The 19,125-nt window shown below is 70.0% G+C and carries 17 protein-coding genes and 1 pseudogene; 9 read left to right on the top strand and 9 right to left on the bottom strand.

Going from position 1 to position 19,125, the window contains the following annotated elements; genetic code table 11:
• Positions 1-7: 7 nt before the first annotated feature.
• The 8 genes from Sp245p_RS31460 (at position 8) to Sp245p_RS31425 (ending at position 7,761) form a co-directional block, all read left to right on the top strand.
• Positions 8-1,186 (top strand): acyl-CoA dehydrogenase family protein, encoded by a 1,179-nt coding sequence (locus Sp245p_RS31460; protein ID WP_014200019.1) that lies wholly within the window; start codon positions 8-10, stop codon positions 1,184-1,186.
• Between the two features lie 159 nt (positions 1,187-1,345).
• The gene (locus tag Sp245p_RS31455; RefSeq protein WP_109139252.1) at positions 1,346-2,536 is read left to right on the top strand and encodes a CaiB/BaiF CoA transferase family protein; all 1,191 of its coding nucleotides are present in this window, start codon (positions 1,346-1,348) and stop codon (positions 2,534-2,536) included.
• Positions 2,533-3,297 carry a GntR family transcriptional regulator gene (locus Sp245p_RS31450; RefSeq protein WP_014200018.1) on the top strand — a complete coding sequence of 255 codons (765 nt, stop codon included), beginning with the start codon at positions 2,533-2,535 and terminating at the stop codon, positions 3,295-3,297. The genes Sp245p_RS31455 and Sp245p_RS31450 overlap by 4 nt, the downstream gene beginning before the upstream one ends.
• Positions 3,298-3,373: 76 nt before the next feature.
• A complete protein-coding gene (locus tag Sp245p_RS31445; protein ID WP_014200017.1) occupies positions 3,374-3,583 on the top strand; it encodes a hypothetical protein in 210 nt (69 codons plus the stop codon).
• The gene (locus Sp245p_RS31440) at positions 3,580-4,968 is read left to right on the top strand and encodes an amidase (RefSeq protein WP_014200016.1); all 1,389 of its coding nucleotides are present in this window, start codon (positions 3,580-3,582) and stop codon (positions 4,966-4,968) included. Before Sp245p_RS31445 ends, Sp245p_RS31440 begins: the two co-directional genes overlap by 4 nt.
• A gap of 14 nt (positions 4,969-4,982) precedes the next feature.
• Positions 4,983-5,582, top strand: a complete 600-nt coding sequence (locus tag Sp245p_RS31435; RefSeq protein WP_014200015.1) for a TRAP transporter small permease — start codon at positions 4,983-4,985, stop codon at positions 5,580-5,582.
• A gap of 46 nt (positions 5,583-5,628) precedes the next feature.
• On the top strand, positions 5,629-6,900 hold the full coding sequence (locus tag Sp245p_RS31430) for a TRAP transporter large permease (RefSeq protein WP_014200014.1): 1,272 nt from the start codon (positions 5,629-5,631) through the stop codon (positions 6,898-6,900).
• Between the two features lie 81 nt (positions 6,901-6,981).
• Positions 6,982-7,761, top strand: a complete 780-nt coding sequence (locus tag Sp245p_RS31425; RefSeq protein ID WP_014200013.1) for a GntR family transcriptional regulator — start codon at positions 6,982-6,984, stop codon at positions 7,759-7,761.
• Between the two features lie 11 nt (positions 7,762-7,772).
• On the opposite strand, the gene Sp245p_RS31420 is transcribed toward Sp245p_RS31425, so the two are convergent.
• From Sp245p_RS31420 to Sp245p_RS31405, 5 genes are all read right to left on the bottom strand, one after another.
• Positions 7,773-8,600 (bottom strand): ABC transporter permease, encoded by an 828-nt coding sequence (locus tag Sp245p_RS31420; protein ID WP_014200012.1) that lies wholly within the window; start codon positions 8,598-8,600, stop codon positions 7,773-7,775.
• Complete coding sequence (locus Sp245p_RS31415) at positions 8,597-9,565, bottom strand: ABC transporter permease (RefSeq protein ID WP_014200011.1); 969 nt, start codon at positions 9,563-9,565, stop codon at positions 8,597-8,599. The genes Sp245p_RS31420 and Sp245p_RS31415 overlap by 4 nt, the downstream gene beginning before the upstream one ends.
• Positions 9,562-11,127 carry an ABC transporter substrate-binding protein gene (locus Sp245p_RS35305; RefSeq protein ID WP_014200010.1) on the bottom strand — a complete coding sequence of 522 codons (1,566 nt, stop codon included), beginning with the start codon at positions 11,125-11,127 and terminating at the stop codon, positions 9,562-9,564. The genes Sp245p_RS31415 and Sp245p_RS35305 overlap by 4 nt, the downstream gene beginning before the upstream one ends.
• Before the next feature lie 200 nt (positions 11,128-11,327).
• Entirely contained in the window at positions 11,328-12,383 is a 1,056-nt protein-coding gene (locus Sp245p_RS35300; RefSeq protein WP_014200009.1) for a helix-turn-helix transcriptional regulator, read from the bottom strand.
• A gap of 159 nt (positions 12,384-12,542) precedes the next feature.
• Positions 12,543-12,950, bottom strand: a complete 408-nt coding sequence (locus Sp245p_RS31405; RefSeq protein ID WP_014200008.1) for a glycine-rich domain-containing protein — start codon at positions 12,948-12,950, stop codon at positions 12,543-12,545.
• 750 nt (positions 12,951-13,700) lie between these two features.
• Between Sp245p_RS31405 and Sp245p_RS31400 the strand changes: the two genes are divergently transcribed.
• Positions 13,701-14,084 (top strand): hypothetical protein, encoded by a 384-nt coding sequence (locus tag Sp245p_RS31400; protein WP_145644915.1) that lies wholly within the window; start codon positions 13,701-13,703, stop codon positions 14,082-14,084.
• 41 nt (positions 14,085-14,125) lie between these two features.
• On the opposite strand, the gene Sp245p_RS31395 is transcribed toward Sp245p_RS31400, so the two are convergent.
• The 4 genes and pseudogenes from Sp245p_RS31395 to Sp245p_RS31380 form a co-directional block, all read right to left on the bottom strand.
• A complete protein-coding gene (locus Sp245p_RS31395) occupies positions 14,126-16,648 on the bottom strand; it encodes a sensor histidine kinase (RefSeq protein ID WP_109139250.1) in 2,523 nt (840 codons plus the stop codon).
• The gene (locus tag Sp245p_RS31390; protein WP_014200002.1) at positions 16,635-17,309 is read right to left on the bottom strand and encodes a response regulator transcription factor; all 675 of its coding nucleotides are present in this window, start codon (positions 17,307-17,309) and stop codon (positions 16,635-16,637) included. The genes Sp245p_RS31395 and Sp245p_RS31390 overlap by 14 nt, the downstream gene beginning before the upstream one ends.
• 38 nt (positions 17,310-17,347) lie before the next feature.
• Complete coding sequence (locus Sp245p_RS31385) at positions 17,348-18,226, bottom strand: universal stress protein (RefSeq protein WP_014200001.1); 879 nt, start codon at positions 18,224-18,226, stop codon at positions 17,348-17,350.
• A gap of 13 nt (positions 18,227-18,239) precedes the next feature.
• Positions 18,240-18,906: pseudogene (locus Sp245p_RS31380) on the bottom strand (TerC family protein).
• Positions 18,907-19,125 lie beyond the last annotated feature (219 nt).

The raw sequence follows: 19,125 nt of genomic DNA, 5'->3' as shown, positions 1-19,125 counted from the left end.
ACACGCCATGAGCGAGACCACCACCAGCATGACCGACGCGGAACGCGACGAGCAGGACCGCCTGATCCTCGACAGCGTGGACCGCTTCCTCGACCGCCATGTCCGGCCGGTCGCCCTGAAGCTGGAGCATGACGACACCTACCCCGACGAGATCGTCGAGCGGATGAAGGAGCTGGGCCTGTTCGGTGCGACGATCCCCGAGGAATACGGCGGGCTCGGCCTGCGGCCCTCCACCTACGCCAAGATGATCGAGCGCATCTCGTCGGTGTGGATGTCGCTGTCCGGCATCATCAACTCGCACCTCATCATGGCCTTCATCGTCACCAAGACGGGGACGGAGGAGCAGAAGGCCGCCTTCCTGCCGCGCTTCGCCACCGGCGAGCTGCGCGGCGGCCTCGCCTTGACCGAGCCGGACTGCGGCACCGACCTCCAGGCCATCCGCACGGTGGCCAAGCGCGACGGCGACGACTACGTCATCAACGGCTCGAAGACCTGGATCACCAACGGCATCCAGGGAAGCTGCTTCGCCCTGCTGGTCAAGACCGACCCGACGGCGCAGCCCCGCCACAAGGGCATGACGATGTTCCTGGCCGAGAAGGGGCCGGGCTTCAAGGTCAGCCGCAAGCTGGAGAAGCTGGGCTACAAGGGCATCGACTCCGCCGAGCTGGTCTTCGAGGACTACCGCGTTCCGGCCGACCGGCTGATCGGCGGGGTCGAGGGCCGCGGCATGGCCTGCGCCATCTCCGGCCTGGAGCTGGGCCGCGTCAACGTGGCGTCGCGCGGCGTCGGCGTCGCCCAGGCGGCGCTGGACGAATCCGTGAAGTACAGCCAGCAGCGCAAGACCTTCGGCAAGCCGATCCACGAGCATCAGGCCGTGGCGATGAAGCTGGCCGACATGGCGACCCGCGTTTCCGCGGCGCGGCTTCTCGTGCAGCAGGCGGCCAAGGCGCTCGACCGCGGCGAGCGCTGCGACTACGAGGCCGGCATGGCCAAGCTCTTCGCCTCCGAAGCGGCGGTGGAGAACTCCCTGGACGCCATGCGCATCCATGGCGGCTACGGCTATTCCAAGGAGTTCGTGGTGGAGCGGCTCTACCGCGACGCCCCCCTGCTGTGCATCGGCGAGGGCACCAACGAGATCCAGCGCATCATCATCGCCAAGCGGCTGATCGAGCAGAATCCGGTGTGAGGGGTGGGTGGTCGGCACGGACCCCCACCCTAACCCTCCCCCGCTTTGCAGGGGAGGGGACTCTTCTCCTCCCCCTGCGAAAGCGGGGGGAGGCCGGGAGGGGGGCAAGTGCAACCACTTCGCTCCACACCCCGCACACCCCCATCAGGGAGACACCGCGTGCTACCCCTCGAAGGCGTCATCGTCATCGCCGTGGAGCAATACGGCGCCGGCCCGTTCGGCACCATGCTGCTGGCCGATCTCGGGGCCGAAGTCATCAAGGTCGAGAATCCCGCCGAGGGCGGCGAGGTCGGCCGGCATGTCGGCCCCCATTTCTTCGGCCCCGGCAACAGCCATTTCTACCAGTCCTTCAACCGCAACAAGCGCAGCATCACCCTCAACCTGAAGCACCCCGAGGGCATGGCGGTGCTGCACGAGCTGGTGCGCTACGCCGACGCCGTGCTGGACAACCTGCGCGGCGACCTGCCGGACAAGCTGGGGCTGACCTACGAGCATCTGAAGGCGGTCAACCCGAAGATCGTCTGCGCCCACCTGTCCGCCTACGGGCGCACGGGGCCGCGGCGGGCCTGGCCGGGCTACGACTATCTGATGCAGGCGGAGGCCGGCTACCTGTCGGTGACCGGCGAGCCGGACGGCCCGCCCGCCCGCTTCGGCATGTCGGTGGTCGACATGATGACCGGCCTGATGACCGCCTTCGGCCTCGTCTCCGGCGTGGTTGGTGCGCGGGCCAGCGGCAAGGGCTCGGACGTGGATGTCAGCCTGTTCGACACGGCACTGCACAACATGACCTACCTCGCCACCTGGTACCTCAACGGCGGCCACAACCAGGGGCGGGAGCCGCGTTCCGCGCATCCCTCGCTGACCCCGTCGCAGCTCTACCGGACGCGCGACGGCTGGCTGTTCGTCATGTGCAACAAGGAGAAGTTCTGGCCGGTCTTCTGCGACAAGATCGGCAAGCCGGAATGGGGGGACGACCCGCGCTTCCGCAGCTTCAAGGACCGGCTCGCCAACCGCGAGCAGCTCACCGTCCTGCTGGACGAGGTGCTCGGCCAGCGCGACACGGCGGAGTGGGTGGAGATCCTCGGTGGCGCGGTTCCCGCGGCCCCCGTCCTCGACATCGCGCAGTCGCTGGAGAACCCCTTCGTCCGCGACAGCGACCGGGTCGCCGACTTCGCCTACCCGGACGGGTCCAACGGCGTGCGGATGCTGACCGGGCCGGTGCGCATCGGCGGCGAGCGGCTTCCCACCCGCCCCGCCCCGGCGCTGGGCGCCGACACCGAGGACGTGCTGGGCCGCATCGGCATCGGGCCGGAGCGGATCGCCGCACTGCGCGAGCAGGGGGCGCTGTGAAAGCCGCCGTTCGCCCGGCCTCCGTCCGCCCGTCCGCCGCGGAGGGGCCGCGTTTCCAGGAGATTCTGGACGCGCTGCGCGCCGACATTTCGGACGGGCGGGTCGGGGTCGGCGAACGGCTGCCGACCGAGCAGGAGCTGTGCCTGCGCTTCTCCGCCAGCCGCTACACGGTGCGGGAGGCGCTGCGCCGGCTCCAGGATCTCGGCCTGATCGCGCGCCGCCAGGGCTCGGGGTCGGTGGTGACCGCCGCCCGCCCCGACGGGCGCTTCCACAACACTTTGTCCAGCCTCGCGGAGATCGGGCAGTACGCCTCCTCCACCCGGCTGGAGGTGCTGGCGGTGGAGAAGATCCTGGTGGAGGGGCGGACGGCGGAGCTTTTGCGCTCCCAGCCGGACACGCCCTGGGTCCGGGTGGTGGCGCTGCGCCGCCAGCCGGGGGAGCGGACGCCGCTCTGCTACACCGAGGTGTTCCTCCCCGCCGCCTTCGACGACGTGGCCCAGGCCATCGGCACCTTTCCGGTCGCCGTCTACGCGGTGCTGGAAAGCCGCTACGGCCTGCGCATCGAGGAGGTCGTGCAGTCCATCGAGGCCACATCGGCGGACGCCAACCTCGCGTCCCGCCTGTCGGTGGAGGTCGGCACCCCGATCCTGGTGGTGATCCGCCATTATCTGGACGCCGAAGGAAACGCGCTGGAGGTGGCGGTCAGCAGCCACGCGGCCGGACGATACCGCTATGAAATGACGCTGCAACGATCCGGGTAAGGGGGCCATCAAGGCCCTGCCCGCGGCGAACGGCCGGAAGAGCCGCGCGGGGACAGCACCGGAAGGGAGGGAAGGAATGACGGAGAACCTCATCGGGGACGTCGCGGCTTGCGCGCGGACCCTGTCCAGGATCCAGGGCGTGACCCTGGACGATGCCGACGCCGCCCTGTGCGGGCGCCTGCTGGCCGCCGTGCCAAGTGTGCTGGCGGCGGCGCATCCCGGCGGCTCGCTGTTCGACGTGCCGCTGGGCGCCCATGCTGCGGTGATTGCCGGGGAGCGGGCATGACCGATCCCACATCACTGACCCTGACGGAGGCCGCAAGGGCGGTCCGCGACGGCACGCTGCGGGCGGAAGCCTTGGCCGACGCCTGCCTGGACCGCATCGCCCGGCTGAATCCGACGCTCAACGCCTTCCTGTCGGTCGAGCCGGAGGAGGCGCTGGCCGCCGCCCGCGCCGCCGACGCGGAGGTTCGGGCCGGGCGGCTGCGCGGGCCGCTGCACGGCGTGCCCCTGGCCCACAAGGACATGTTCCACCGCGCCGGCAAGCGCTGCACCTGCGGCTCTCCGACGATCCGCGGCGACTTCCGCCCGGAACGGACGGCCACGGTGCTGGAGCGGCTGGACACGGCGGGTGCGGTGACGCTCGGCACGCTGCACATGGCGGAGTTCGCCATGGGGCCGACCGGGCACAACGCCCATCTCGGGCGCTGCCGCAACCCCTGGGACCCTGACCGCATCACCGGCGGTTCCTCCTCCGGCTCCGGTGCGGCGGTGGCGGGGCGGCTGGCCTTCGGCTCGCTGGGGTCGGACACCGGCGGATCGGTGCGGCTTCCGGCGGCGCTGTGCGGCGTGGTCGGTCTGAAGCCGACGCAGGGGGCGACGCCGATGGACGGCGTGATGCCGCTGTCGGAAAGCCTGGACTGCGTCGGGCCGCTGGCGCGCAGCGCCGAGGACGCGGCGACGCTGTTCTCGGTCATCACCGGGCGGACGGACGCCGTGGCGGCCATCGGCCAGGGGGTCGAGGGGCTGCGGCTGGGCATCCCACGCCAATTCTACTACGATGGCCTGGACCCCGCCGTCGCCGCCGCGCTGGAGCGGGCGCGGGCGGTGCTGGAGCGCGCCGGCGCCCGCGTCGTGGACGTGGACATCCCCGACCACGAGCCCTACGGCGACCTTGCCAATCTCGTCTTCACGCCGGAGGCGGCTGCCGTCCATGCGCCCTGGCTGCGCGAACGTCCGCAGGACTACGGCCCGCAGGTGCGTGCCCGCCTTCTGCAGGGGCTGATGGTGCCGGCGGCCTCCTACCTCCAGGCGAAGCAGCTCCGCGCGCTTCATCTCCGGGCGATGATCGACGGCCCCTTCGCCCGGTGCGACGCGCTGTTCGTCCCCGCCCTGCGCAGCCGCGTGCCGACCGCCGCCCAGACCGACGTGGGGGCCGGGCCGGCGATGGCCGCGGTGGTCGCCGGGGTGGCGGCGCTGACCCGCCCGGTTTCCTACCTCGGCCTGCCGGCGCTCGTCACGCCCGCCGGCTTCGATCCGGACGGGATGCCGATCGCCATGCAGCTCATCGCCCGCCCGCAGGCGGAAGCCACGCTGCTGCGCATCGCCGACGCCTACGAGCGCGCCGCCGGCTGGCTGAGCCGCGTCCCCCAGACACAGGTCTTCTCGTGAAGGGAGTTCCACCCATGCCGGGAACCGATACATTGACCTCCGCCGCTCCGCACACCCAAGCGGCAGCGCCGCCGGCGGGCGCCGCTTCGCAGCCGGGCCGCGGCCTGCCGGGCTGGTGGAGCTTCATCGAGGACCGCCTCCTCCTGAACGTCGCCACGATCCTGATGATGGCGGCCATCGGCATCATGTTCTACGAGGCGTCCAGCCGCTCCCTCCTGTCGGAAAGCCACTGGTGGGCGGAGGAGCTGGTCCGCTTCATGGTGGTGTGGAGCGTGCTCCTGTCGCTGGGCGTCGGCACGCGGCACGGCCACTACATCCGCATGGACCTGCTGCTCAACATGATGCCGCAGGGGCTGCGGCTGGCCTTCTCCTGGGTGAACAGCCTGATCGGGCTGGGCTTCAGCGTGCTTCTGGTGGTCGCCGGGATTCAGGAGGTCGCGCACCTCCAGGCCATCGGCATGTTCACCGAATCCAACCTTGACCTGCCGCTGTGGATGGTCCGGCTGGTGCTGCCGCTGGGCGGGGTGCTCTACGGCTTCGCCTTCATCGGCAACATCATCCTGCTGCTGCGCGGCCAGGACCCCGATCCGCCCACAGAGGGCGAGAATCTCTAGGCGGCGATAAGAAAAGGGCAACCCAGTAAGGGGGGAAGGAAACACCATGACATCCATCATCGCCGTCGTCAGCCTGCTGCTTCTCGTGGCGGGGGGCGTGCATATCGCGCTGGCCCTGGGCGTCATCGCGGTCGGGCTGCTGACCTTCAATTTCAACATCCCGGTCGTCCTGGTCGCGCAGATGGCCTGGGACTCCGTCGACAAATACGCGCTGGTCTGCATCCCGTTCTTCATCTTCGCCGGCAACCTGATGTCGCGTGGCAACCTCGCGCTGGTCATCCTCGATCTGGTCGGCACGGTGATCCGCTGGTTCCGCGGCGGCGTCGCCCTGGCGCTGGCCATGTCCAGCGTGTTCTTTGCGGCGGTCAACGGCTCGTCGGTGGCCTGCGCCGTGGCGCTCGGCCCGGCGGCGGTGAAGCTGCTGCCGGCGGAGGGCTATCCGCCCCGCTTCGCCGCCTCGCTGGTCGCGGTCTGCGGCACGCTGGGGCTGATGATCCCGCCGTCGCTGACCTTCATCCTGATCGGCTCCATCGTCGGGCTGCCGATCACCGACCTGTTCATCGCCGGCATCGTGCCCGGCCTGTTCGAGGCGTTCCTGCTCGGCCTCACCACGCTGATCGTCAGCCGGATCAACGGTTACGGCCGGGTCGGCGAGCGTCCGGACTGGAAGGGCTTCGGCCAGCGCCTGCCGGGTGCCGCCGGGGCGCTGATGATGCCGGTGATCATCATCGGCACGATCTACATGGGCTGGTTCACCCCGACCGAAGTGTCGGCGCTGGCCGCGGTCTACGCGGTGGTCCTGGTGACGATGGTCTACCGCACGGCCAACCTCGCCGCGGTGTGGGAGACGGCGCGGGAGTCGGTGCTCCAGACGGTGATGATCTACGGCGTGCTGCTCGGCTCCGGCCTGCTGACCGCGGTGCTGACCCGCCTCGGCCTGTCCGCCGAGCTGACCGCGATGCTGAAGGAGGCGCAGGTCTCCCCCTTCGAGTTCCTGCTGGCGGTCAATCTGCTGCTGCTTGTCGTCGGCATGTTCCTGGACGGCGTGTCGATGATCGTGCTGCTGGCGCCGATTCTGTTCCCGATGGCGCAGGCGGTGGGGGTGAACCCGATCCACTTCGCCGTCATCATGACCGCGCTGGTGGAGGTGGCGACCCTGACGCCGCCGGTCGGGCTGAACCTGTTCGTGATGAGCCGCATCACCAAGATGCCGCTCCATGCCATCGTGAAGGGGGTGCTGCCCTTCTACGGGATGCGGGTGGTGGCCCTGCTCGTCATCAACGCCTTCCCGGCCCTGTCGCTGGTCCTGCTGACGTAAGCCGTCCCGCGCGGATCATCCTCGTACGCCGGTTGCATCGGCGCCCCGGCTCGTCCATCTTCCGGCATCATGAGGGATGCGATGTCGGACGAAGCGGACAGCCTGAAGGACAACAGCGGCACGGACGGCGCGGCGGAGCGGGGGGAGACCCCGCTCTACCAGGAGATCGTCCGCAGCCTGCTGGAGGAGATCGACTCCGGCGTCTACGCCGTCGGCGACCGCCTGCCGACCGAGCAGGAGCTGTGCAGCCGCTTCGCCGTCAGCCGCCACACGGTGCGCGAGGCGCTGCGCCGGCTTCAGGAGATGGGCTACATCCTGCGCCGCCAGGGATCGGGTTCGGTCCTGGCGGCGCGCCGCGCCGACGGGCGCTTCGTCAATTCGATCAGTTCCCTGGACGAGCTGGTGCAGTACGCCACCTCGACCCGGCTGGAAATCCTCTCGGTGGACCGCATCATCGTGGAGGAGGAACTGGCGGGACGGCTGGGCTGCCGCCCCGAGACGCAGTGGTTCCGCGTCAGCGCCCTGCGCCGCACCCGCGAGACGTCGGAGCCCTTCTCCTATGTCGAGGTCTACATCGACGCCGCCTTTTCCGACGTCGTGCGCAACCTGGAGGTGGTTCAGTACGCCATCTACACGGTGCTGGAGCAGCGCTACGGCGTCCGCATCGCCGAGGTGATGCAGGACATCGAGGCCGCCCCGGCCAGTCTGAACGTCGCCTCGCGCCTGCATGTCCCGCCGCAGTCGCCGATCCTCGTCATCACCCGGCGCTATTTCACCGACGACGGTCGTCTGGTGGAGATCGCGGTCAACACCCATCCGGGCGCCGGCTTCCGCTACACCATGGCGCTGCAGCGGCGCTGAGGGACGCGGCCTCACGGCCGGCGGAACGGTGCGCTCCGCGGGTCGAGGCCTTCGCGCAGACCTTCGGCCAGCAGGTTGACGGCCAGGGCGATGGCGGCGACGGTGACCGTCGTCGCGCCGATCAGGTGAGGGGCGTCGCGCAGGTCGGCCAGCCCGTCGCGCATCAGGGTGCCCAGCGACACCGCCGGTTCCTGGATGCCCAGGCCGAGACCGCTCAGCGTCGCCTCCGCCACCATGACGGGACCGATGGAGAGGGCGGCGCGGATGGCGACCGGCCCGGCGACCGCCGGCAGGAGATGGCGGCGGACCGTGTGCAGCGGTCCCGCGCCGAGGGCGGTGGCGGCCCGCACATGCTCGGCGGTCCGGTTCGACAGGGCCAGCGCCCGGCACCAGCGGACCTGCGAAGGCCACGCCGCCAGGGCGAGTGTCAGCACCATGGCCTCCGTGCCCGGACCCAGCAGCGCGGATGCGGCGATGGCGAGCGACAGCTCGGGAAAGCCGTGCAGCAGGTCGGCGAGCCGCAGGACAACGGCGTCCGTGCGCCCGCCGATCCAGCCCGCCACCCCGCCCGAGGCGACTCCCAGCCCCACCGCCAGGGTGAGCGCCAGCCCGGCGATGGCGAAGGAGGTTCCCGTCCCGGCGATCAGCCGGGCGGCGACGTCGCGGCCCAGCCCGTCGCAGCCCAGCGGGTGGGCGGCGGACGGCCCGGCCCAGGCCTGCCCGAGATCCATGGCGGACGGGTCGAGCGGCAGCAGAAGGGCGGCGAGGGCCAGCGGCACGGCCAGCGCCGCCGCGAGCAGCAGGCCGGCGCGTCCGGTGAAGGAACGCACGGCGATCACGACGGCATCCCATCGTCGCGCAACCCATTGTTGCGCAACCCATTGTTGCGAAGTCGCGGATCGGCCAAGCCGATCAGCAGCTCGGCGGTCAGGCTGATGGCGACCTGCATCAGGACGAAGATCAGAACGGCGGCTCCGGCGACCGTGTGGTCGCGGGCCAGCACCGCCTGGACGGTCAGCCGCCCCACCCCCGGCAGGGCGAAGACCGTCTCCACCGCAGCCGTGGTGGTGAGGATCGTCCCGGCCACCGATCCGGCCGCCGCCGCCAGCGGCACCAGGGCGTTCGGCAGGGCGTGGCGCAGCAGAACGGCGCTTCGTCCCAGCCCCTTGGCCTGCGCGGTGCGGATGAAGTCGCGTCCCAGCACCTCCATCACCTGGGTCCGCGTCAGGCGGGCGATCATCGCCACCGCCGGCAGGGCGAGCGCCGCCACGGCCCAGGGCGCCGTACCGGACCCCGCCAGCATCAGCCACGTCGCCAGCGCCAGCGGCGGCACCGACAGGGCCAGCACCGACCCGATGGTGAGGGCCGTGCCCGGCCACGCCCGCCGGACATCCGCCGCGGCGAGACCCAGCAGGAGTCCGAGGGGCAGGGCCAGTGCCGCCGCACCCGCCATCAGCCCCAACGTCACCGGCAAGGCTTCGCCCAGCAGCGCCGTCACCGGCACGCCGCCGTAGCGCAGCGATTGGCCGAGATCACCCCGCAGCAGGGCCAGCGTGTAGGACAGGAATTGAACGGCGATCGGCTGATCCAGCCCGGCGTCTTCCCTCAGCCGGCGGATCATCTCCGGGTCGGCGGTCCGCCCGTCGACCATGAGCAGGACCGGATCTCCGGGGAGCGCGTGGGAGGCCAGGAAGCTCGCCAGCACGGCGGCTCCGGCCAGAAGCAGCAGCCCCGGCAGGCGCCGGGCCATTCGCCAAGCCAATCGCCAGGGCAGGCCATAGCGGCCGAGCCGGCGTGCCGTCATGGCAACCGGGCGGAATGGTAATCCGTCGTGCCGTCGGGCCGGATGACCACCCCGGTCACGCCCGGCCGCACCAGAGCCACGAACTGCGGCACGGGAAGAGGCACCGCCACGGCCTGCCCCCGGAGCAGGGCTTCGGCGTCCCGGTAGAGCGCGTTGCGGGCGTCGGGGTCGGCGAGGCCGCGCGCCCGCTCCATGAGCCGGTCGAAATCCGGGTTGTGCCAACGGACGCGGTTGGTCGGGCTGGCGCTGTGCCATTGGGTGGCGAGCTGGTCCATGGGATCGGGGAAATCCGCCGTCCAGCCGTTGATGAACAGCGCCTCGCGCCCCTCGTTGATTGCCGCCACGAAGGCCGCGCGCTCCTGGATGCGCACGCCGACCGGAATTCCCAGCACCGCGGTGAGCTGGGCGGCGAAATAGGTGGCCTCCTCGCGCACGTTGGGGCCACCGGCGATCTGGAGCGGCGGCAATCCGCGCCCCCCGGCGTGGCCGGCCTCCGCCAGAAGCGCCTTGGCCCGGTTCGGATCGGTCGGGGTCAACGGCACCGCGTCGGGGTGGTAGCCGCCCAGGCCGGGCGTGACGAAGCCGTTCGTCAGCAGCGCCCGCCCGGCATGGAGCCCGTTCACCGTGGCGACCCGGTCCAGCGCGTAACGGAACGCCTCACGCACGCGCTGGTCGCGGAAAGGCGGGTACAGATCCTGGTTCAGCGCGAGATAGCGCACCTGCGCGCGGGGGAAGGCCGCGATCTGCCCGTCGTAGCGCGGTTGACGGACCACCGTGCGCACCGCGTTGTCGGGAAGCGGCGCGACGTCCAGCTCTCCGGCGTCGTAGCGCGCCAGCAACGTGTTGGTGTCGGGCAGCACCGCCAGGGACACCGCCTCCACGGCTGGGGCACCGCCCCAGTAATCGGCGTGGGCCTCCAGACGCACGGATTCGCCGCGCCGCCAGGAGGTGAGGCGGAACGGCCCGGTGCCGCCGGACGCCCGCTCGTGCCAAACGGGCCCGAATTCGTCCTCCATGCCGCGGTCGACGAACAGGAACGGGTAGAGCGGGAACAGCGCGTCGGGTTCGGCCAGCCGCACGACGAGCGTGTGAGGGTCGGGCATGGCGACGCCGGACAGCGAGGCGGCTGTCCCCTGCTGCAACGCCGCGGCCCCTTCGATGCCGCGCAGGTAGAAGGCGCTGTAGCCGGGCTGGGGCGTGCGCGTCAGATGGTGTTCCCAAGTCCACAGGACGTCGGCGGCGGTGAATGGGCGTCCCGAATGGAACCGCACGTCCGGGCGCAGGGTAAAGCGCCACGTTCGCCCACCATCCGGCGTCTCCCAACGAGTGGCCAGCGCCGGAACGGCGTTGCCGGCGGCGTCGATGGCGGTGAAGCCCTCATAGACCTGCCGCAGGACACCGGATGAGACCAAGCCGGGAAAGGCGAACGGATCGATGGTCGTCAGATCGTCGGACAGGCTGGCCCGCAAGGTTTCGGCCGCTGCCGGAAACACGGCGCTCGCGCCACCGGTCACGATGGCCAGAACGGTCAGGAGCAGACGCAGAGCGGCGGGCAGGGGCATGATGCGGGACGTTGCAGGACGATCGGGGCGGGGCGATGGGCGGAAAATGGGAAAAACAGACGCCCCTGCCTTCTTCACGGCCTCCGGCCAGAGCGGAACCGGAACTGCACCGGACGTCCGCCATATGTATGCACAAGAGTGCGTCCATATCCAGGTATTCGCGCGGCCGGCGATGCATCGGGCAGCATACCCGGATTCGATCAGACGCGCGACCCGAAATGCCAGCAGATCATCGTCACCTGCCGAACGATTCCCGCCTGATTGCGCAGCCCGGTCTTGCCCAGGATGGACGACACCTGATTGTAGACGGTGCGCCGCTCCACCCCGCGATCTTCGGCGATCTCGTCGACGCTCCGGCCCGAGCACAGGGCCAGCGCGATCTCGGCTTCCGATCCGGTGATCTGGAGAAGATCGGCGACGGCGCGTGCCGACACGGCGGGCAGGATATCCGGATCGACGAGGGTCAGGAGGAGGATGCCGCTCATCGGGCCGCCGTTTCCGACGCTCTGGGCCGGCGGTTCCGACAGGGTGGCGAAATAAGGCGATGGCTGGTCCAGGCGCGACACGCGCAGCGTGATCGGCGTGCGGGTGCGGCGGCGGAAGAAGCCGGCGGCCCGCTTGGCCAGCTCCGCTTGTTCGGTCGGGGCATTGGGGATGCAAAGCCGGCCACCGACCATGGATAGCCCGTCCCCCCGCGACAGGATGGAGGCGAAGGACTGGTTGCCGTCGATGACTTGGCAGCGCGCCGTCAGCAACGCTGCTGGGTAGGGCAGGGCGTCGAGAAGCCGGACGACGAAGGAGGGCTGGCCCGACGGTGGCAGGACGCCGCCGCCGTTGAGGGAAATCAGGCTGTCGAAGCCGCCCCGGACGCTGTTCTGGACGTTGCTGGTGACGTCGCGTCGGATCTGGTACCACCAGCCGTCCGTGTCTTCCAACCGCTCGTAGGTGATCTGTATGACCCGCCCGTCGGAATGAAGCGTGAAGGACTGCCAGAACCGGTTGAACCGGCGAAGGTTCTCGGCGTAGCCGATCCACCGGTCCGGGTCGGAATAAATGGTGTCCGAGCTGAATTTCTTGTGCCTTACGCATTCCCACACGATGTCGCGGAACGTCACCGAGCGCGAATAGTCGATGAAGGGATAGATTGTCTTTTGCTTGTCATTGGTTGCCAGAAGCGTGTCGCTTTTGTCGAAGATGGCAAGCCCGGCGTTCATGTCCCTGGCGCGGCCGGAAAGATCGTGGACCAGATCAGACATGAATCCCTCCTTCCTCTCGCTGCCGGGGATGACGGACACCCCCTCTGAACGAGGCCTGGACCGCCGCTCAGAGGGGCATCTACGAAACGCGCTGCCATTCGAGCGAATTTAGCAGCAAACGCACCGTGTCATGCAACGATCAATACGATCGTATGACGCTCAGGCCGCCTCGACCGTGAGGAAGCAGCCGGCGAGTTCTTCCGTCGGAATCTCCACGCCGAGCGTCGTCCGGAAGGCGTCCTGGGTGTTGGCGACGGCCTTCTGCCACGCGTCGGCGTCGGGTGCGTCCGGGTGATGGTGAACCCGGGCGCCGACCAGACGCATCATGTCCGCCTCGTAGCGGTCCATGAACAGGATGTGCTCGTGCCAAGCCGCGTCGGCCGCCTTCGTCGGGACCAGGATCAGGTTCGGCTTCGCCGCGACCACGACGAGGAACTGGCGGTAGGCCTCAACCGATTCCGTGGCCTGCTGCGGCGTGTAGCCGGCCATCTCGAGCCGCTTGTTGATGAAGGAGAGGTCGAGGTTCGCCGGCTGCACGGACGAGACGCGTTCGTTGTTGTCGTTCATTCTCGATGGTCCTTTCAGAAGGGAATGAGGTTCACTTCGGTCCTCGAAGACCTCCGCCCGATGACGCCGGCCCGTGCCTTGCGGGAAAACGTTGCCCGTGGTGGCATCCGGCAGGATTCAGGCCAGAGGTGTCCTGACTGGCGGTGTCCCGCCGGCCGGTGCCTGTGCGTGGCACCGTTCGGCTTGATCCGGCTGACGCCGTGGGCAAGCCGCCAAGGCTGCGTTCGCGTGCGCCGCGCGTCCCGTACGTTCCTGCAACAGGCCCGCCATGCGCCCCTCCTGCATACCCGAGTGTATCTTAGTAGCGGTTGTGCACGCGCTCAAGGACATATCGCGTATTTGTATTGAATCTGTCGATCACAGTTTCTCACGGTGGAATACATATGCGTTCATTTCCGCATTGGTGATGGCTGATTCTTGTGAAACATCTCACTTGATAGGATCGTTTCCGTTGCTATCCGCGGAAGAGTTGGTATCTTCTGCGTGAGGTTGCAAATCCATGTCATTTTCATGGGGTTCCGGATGCAGGAACGGCGAGCACATCCTTTTTCTTCACCGTGGCTCAACGGACTGCTCGCAGAGGCTTTGCGGCGTCCGGTTCTCGACGGAGCCGAGGACGCTCTGATCCTTGCGGACCTTTTCGCCGCGGTTGCGCCGCCGCTCCCCGCGGATGCGATCACCGAGGTCTCACGGACCAGCGGCTGGTTGCATCAAGCGGTGGCGACGGCGCAGGAACAGCCTCCGCATCGGGTGGGCCGGGACCTGAGGAGCTTCGCCGACTACATGGTCGAGGCGGTGCGGTTGATGCAGCGGCACGGCCATTTCCAGGACCGCAACGACCGTCAGCGGGTGAAGGCCCTCCTGAAGAAAGCGGGGGGGCGTGGGGCGGTGCCGGACCGCGCCGCCGCCGCGGAGCGTCTGCTGGCCGCCGCCGAAAGCCCGGACGCAGGGCGGTCGGATGCGATCGCCGAGGCCCTGGGCAGCGGGGCGATCGGGCCGCCGGGCGGCCTCGATTCCGCGACGACGGTGCTGCTCGGGCTGGCGGCCCTGCCGGTCGACAAGCGCCGGACGCGGCTGCACGGCATGGGCATGGCTCTGCGGGCGCCATCGCCGCCGGGAGGCTGGAATGGCTGAGGCATCGCGCAGGGGTGCGGGTTGCGGCCCCCCTCAAAGACTCAGGGCAGCATGATCGCCGACTGCCATTGCTGCAGGAAGCGTTCCCGCTTCAGCCGGTCGAGGAACACCAGCAGGGCCGGACTGAGAGATATGGGGTGCAGTGGTGCCGCCGTGCTGGAGCGCAGGCCCGACGCCGACGCCTCCCGCTTGATGCCGGAGGAGATGGCGTAGAGGGCGGAGCGGTCGGCCACCACCTCCTGCCCGCGCGGCGACAGAAGATAGTCGATGAACGCCCCGGCGAGCTGCGGCCGGGGGGCCGTCCGGGGGATCACCGCGACGCGGGAGATGACCAGCGTGTAGTCCTCCGGCACCACGATGCCGATGGGCGCCCCCGCCGCCGCCCGCGCCCGCGCGTAGGAGCCGAGGACGTTGTAGGCGATCAGCACCTCGCCCCGCTCCACCATGTCGAGGATCTCGCCGGAGCAGCAGGCCAGCCGCGCCTGGGCGTTGCCCATCATCGCGACGAGCTGCCAGTACTGGCCGAACAGCAGGGCGTCGTGCGAGGCCAGCAAATAGCCGATGCCGCTGGTGGCCGTGTCGTAGGTGGCGACGCGCCGGCTGAAGCGCGCCGGGTCGTCGCGCAGCAGCCGGATCAGCGCCGGGCGCGTGCGCGGCACCTGGGCGTCCGGCAGCAGGTCGCGGTGGTAGGCGATCACCGCCGGCTCGAAAGTGAAGCCGAACGCCTCGTCCCGCCAGTTCGCCCAGTCCGGCAGAGCGTCGGTCAAAGCGGAGCGGTGGGGTTGGGTGTAACCGTCGTTGACCAGCTTCACCTGGAGGTCGGAGGCCGAACTGATGAGCAGGTCGGGAGTCTCCGCTGCGGCTCCCTTCGCCGGCACGGCCACCGCCTCGGCGTAGAGGTCGGCGGTGTCCATGTCCTTGTATTCGATGGTGACGTCGGGATGGAGCTGCTGGAAATCGAGGACCAGCGGCTCGATGGCCTGCCGGTCGGTGGCGGAATGGATGCGCAGCCTCTCCCGCTCGCCGCCGGGGGCGGGGTAGGTGAGCAGTTGCGCCGCCTGCGCGGCCTGCATCCAAGGCGCCCAGAGCAGAGCGACGAGGACCAGAAGGGGCAGCAGGGCCCGCGCGGCCCCTCCCCCCGCCGTGGTGGTGCCGCCCGCCTCCGGGAAATCGATGCGCGCGATCAGCCCGCCGCCGGGGCGGTCGAGCAGGGACAAATCCGCTCCATGCGCCTCCACCACCGAGGTGACGATGGCGAGGCCCAGCCCGCTGCCCGCCACCCCGGCGGCGGAGCTGCCGCGCCCGAACCGCTCCAGCACGCGGCGCTTCTCGGCGTCCGGCACGCCGGGGCCGCGGTCGGCGATCTCCACGCGCAGGCCGCGCCCGTTTGGCAAAGGTGTCAAAGACAGGTCGATGGGGCCGGATGGGCCGGCGTATTTCACCGCGTTGTCGAGCAGGTTGGTCAGCGCCTCGCGCAGGCTGATCGCGTCGCCGGGGACGGTGGCCGGCTCCGCCGCGCGGTCGATGTCCAGGCGGATCGCCGTGTCGCCGGCCACCGCGCGGGCGCGCTGGAACACTTGCTCCAGCAGGGCGCCGAGATCGACGTCCTCCGGCTTCAAGGCTTCGCTGCGGTGGATCACCATGGCGTGGTTGAGGAGCTGGCTGGTCAGCTGGCTGGCCTCCACCGCGTTGCGGTGCACGCGCTGGGCGATGCGGTGCAGGGCTTCGGGATCGTCCTCGTCGATGGCGAGTTCGGCCTGCAGGCGCAGGCTGGCCAGCGGCGTGCGGATCTGGTGGGCGGCGTCGGCCAGGAAGGTCTGCATGGTGTCGAGGTTGGATTTGAGCCGGGCCATGAGCTGGTTGATCGCCTGGACGAGCTGCGAGACCTCCTGCGGCGGCGGCATGGCGATGGGAGAGAAGTCGTGGGGCTGCCGCTCGCGGATCATCCGCTCCAGCGAGCCCAGCGGGGCCAGCGCCTGCCGCACCCCGAACCAGATCAGCCCGCCCGCCGCGACCACGGTGAAGGCGATGGGCAGGAAGGCGTTCGCCAGGATGTCGCGGGCCAGCGCCCCGCGCTCCTCCCGCGTCTGGGCGACGGCGATGGTGATCCAGCCGCCAAGCTCCGGCTGCGCCGCGAAGCGCTTCAGGACGGCGATCCGCACCGGCATGCCGCGGAAGGTGGCGTTCTCGAACCGGGTGGCGGAATCGCCGCCGGCTGCTCCGGCGACCCCGGCCTTGGCGGGCGCCATCGGCAGGTCGTGGTAGCCGGTGACCAGTTCGCCGTCCGGGGCGGTGATCCGGTAGAACACGCGGTCGCGCCGCGCCTGGGCCAGGATGCCCAGCGAGGAGTAGGGCAGGTCGACGGAGAAGCGCCCGTCCTCCACCCGCACCGTGTCGGAGATCGACAGCGCCGACGCCATCAGCAACCGGTCGAAGGCGGCGTCGGCGGCGCGCTGGGCGTAGGCGCTGACGAACAGGAACAGCCCGGCGGTCAGGACGGCCAGCACGCCGAGCAGCCGGATGAACAGCCGCCGCCGCAGCGAGAATCCTTCAGCCTTCGGCACACACTTCCGCCACATACCCCAGCCCCCGAACCGTCCGGATCTCCACCGACGCGCCCTCCAGCTTGCGCCGGAGGCGGGAGACATACAACTCGATGGCGTTCAGCGCGGTGGGCTGGTCGAGGCTGAACAGCCGGTCCATCAGGTCCTCCTTGGACAGGACGGTGTTCAGGTTGCTGAGGAACAGCTCCAGGAGGCGGAACTCGCGGCCGCCCAGATCGACGGGGCGGCCGTCGACCAGCACCTTCTTGGCCGCCGCGTCGAAGACCAGATTGCCGAACTGCGTGCGCGAGGAGGCGAGCCCGTGCGAGCGGCGCAGCAGGGCGCGGCAGCGGGCCTCCAGCTCCCGCAGGTCGAAGGGCTTTACGATGAAGTCGTCGGCGCCGAGGTCGAGCAGGTCGACCCGGACATTCACCTGGGAACGGGCGGTCATCACCAGGACCGGCGTGGCGTCGCGGCGCTGGCGCAGGCGGTTCAGCAGCGTCTGCCCGTCCACCCCCGGCAGCATGATGTCGAGCAGGACGAGCTGGTACGCCTCCTGGCGCAGCAATTCCTCCGCCTCGTCCCCGGTCGGCGCCCAATCGACGGCGTAGCCCAGCTTGCGCAGCCTGTGGACGATGGCGTCGGCCAGATCCTCGGTGTCCTCGACGACGAGTATGCGCATGGTCCGTCTCCCGGTGCCGGGGCACCGTAATGCACAAATCAGTGCGCCATGAAGATGGGAATGGCGGGCGGCTCGCGCAGCACGTCCAGCGTCACGCCGCCCCACACCCGTTCGCGGACCCGGCTGTGGCCGTAGGCACCCATCACCAGCAGGTCGCAGCCGGCCTCCGCCGCCGTCTCCTGCAAGGCCCGGCCGACCGCGCGGCCCGACGCCGCGACCCGGCGGATCGACGCCGCCACGCCGTGCAGGGCGAGGTAGGCCGACAGGCGGTCAGGGTCGGCGGTGCGTCCGGGGTCGGCGACGTCGGCCGACAGGATGACCGCCTTGCCGGCGCGTTGCAGCAGGGGCAATGCCGCCGCGACCGCCCGCGAGGCCGCGGCCCCGCCGTCCCAGGCCACCGCCGCCGCGGCCCCGACCGACGCCGGTTCGGCCGCCGGGGCCAGCAGCAGGGGGCGGCCGGAGCCGAACAGGGTCGCCTCGATGGCCGGACCCATGGCGTTGGTGCCGTCGGAGGTCTGGGCGATCACCACCAGATCGGCGAGCCGCGCCTCCTCCGCCAGGGTCTCGGCCAGCGGGCCGGTGGCCTGCTGCCAGGATGCGGACAGTCCGTCCGCGTCCTCGCCGCCGCCGGTCAGGCTGTCCGCCTCCGCGGCGCCGAAGCGGCTGCGGAACTCCTCGAACAGGCTGTGGGCGGAATCGACCACCCGCGCCTGATCCTCCTGCCCGATGCGGATGAGCTGCTCGACCAGCGCCTTGGGGATGGCGGCGCTTTCCACGGAGGTGCGGATTTCGACCTGCGGCATGACGCTCAACCCCTCCACATGGGCGCGGAAGCGGTCGGCGAGCAGAAAGGCCGTGGCGATGGCGCGGCGGTCCAGCGGCCGCCCGGTCAGGGGAACGAGAACCTTCTTGATCATCGGATTCGCTCCGTCACGATAGCCAGGAGGTGTGCATGAGGACTTCGTTGCTGCCGCGCCAGATCATGTCGAGCGCCACATAGGTGATGATGGCGAGACCGACCCAGCCGATCCAACGGTGCCTGTGCAGGACATGCGCGATCATGTTGGCGGCCGCCCCCATCAGCACGACGGACAGCAGCAGACCGATCACCAGGATGGTGGGGTGGTCCTTGGCCGCACCGGCCACGGCCAGCACGTTGTCGAGCGACATCGACACGTCCGCCACCACGATCTGCCAGATGGCGGCCCCCACCGTGACGCCGCCGACCGCGCACCGGCGGTGTTCCCGGACACGCCGACCGGCGTGTCCGGGGCGTCCATCGCCTCGTCGGGCGCCACCTCGTCCGTGCCGTGGGAGCGCAGCTCGCGGAACATCTTCCAGCAGACCCAGAGCAGCAGAACGCCGCCGGCCAGCGTCAACCCGATGATGGCGAGGAGCTGGGTGGTGATCAGGGCGAAGAAGATGCGCAGGATGATGGCCGCCCGATGCCCCAGAAGATCACCCTGCGGCGCTGCGCCAGCGGCACCGCGGCGGCGGCCATGCCGACCACGATGGCGTTGTCGCCGGCCAGCACGAGGTCGATGGCGACCACCTGCCCAAGGGCGGCGAGCTGCGACCAGAGATCGACGCTTTCCATGAAAAAGTCCTTCGAAGAATGGCCGAAGAATGGCGGTCTTACGTCGCGGGATGGCTGCCGGACGGGGAGGCGTTGTCGTTCTTGCCTGTGCCCTTGGCCGCCCCATTGCTCCGGTAGCGCAGGACCATCGGGCCGATCACCAGCAGGGCCGCGATGATCAGCAGGGCCGCCGAGATCGGGTGGGTCAGGAAGACCGACGGGTCGCCCTGGCTGATCGCC

Source organism: Azospirillum baldaniorum (assembly GCF_003119195.2).
GTDB classification, from domain to species: domain Bacteria; phylum Pseudomonadota; class Alphaproteobacteria; order Azospirillales; family Azospirillaceae; genus Azospirillum; species Azospirillum baldaniorum.
The sequence above is the reverse complement of the archived record's forward strand: the minus strand, read 5'-3'. Positions and strand labels throughout refer to the sequence as shown.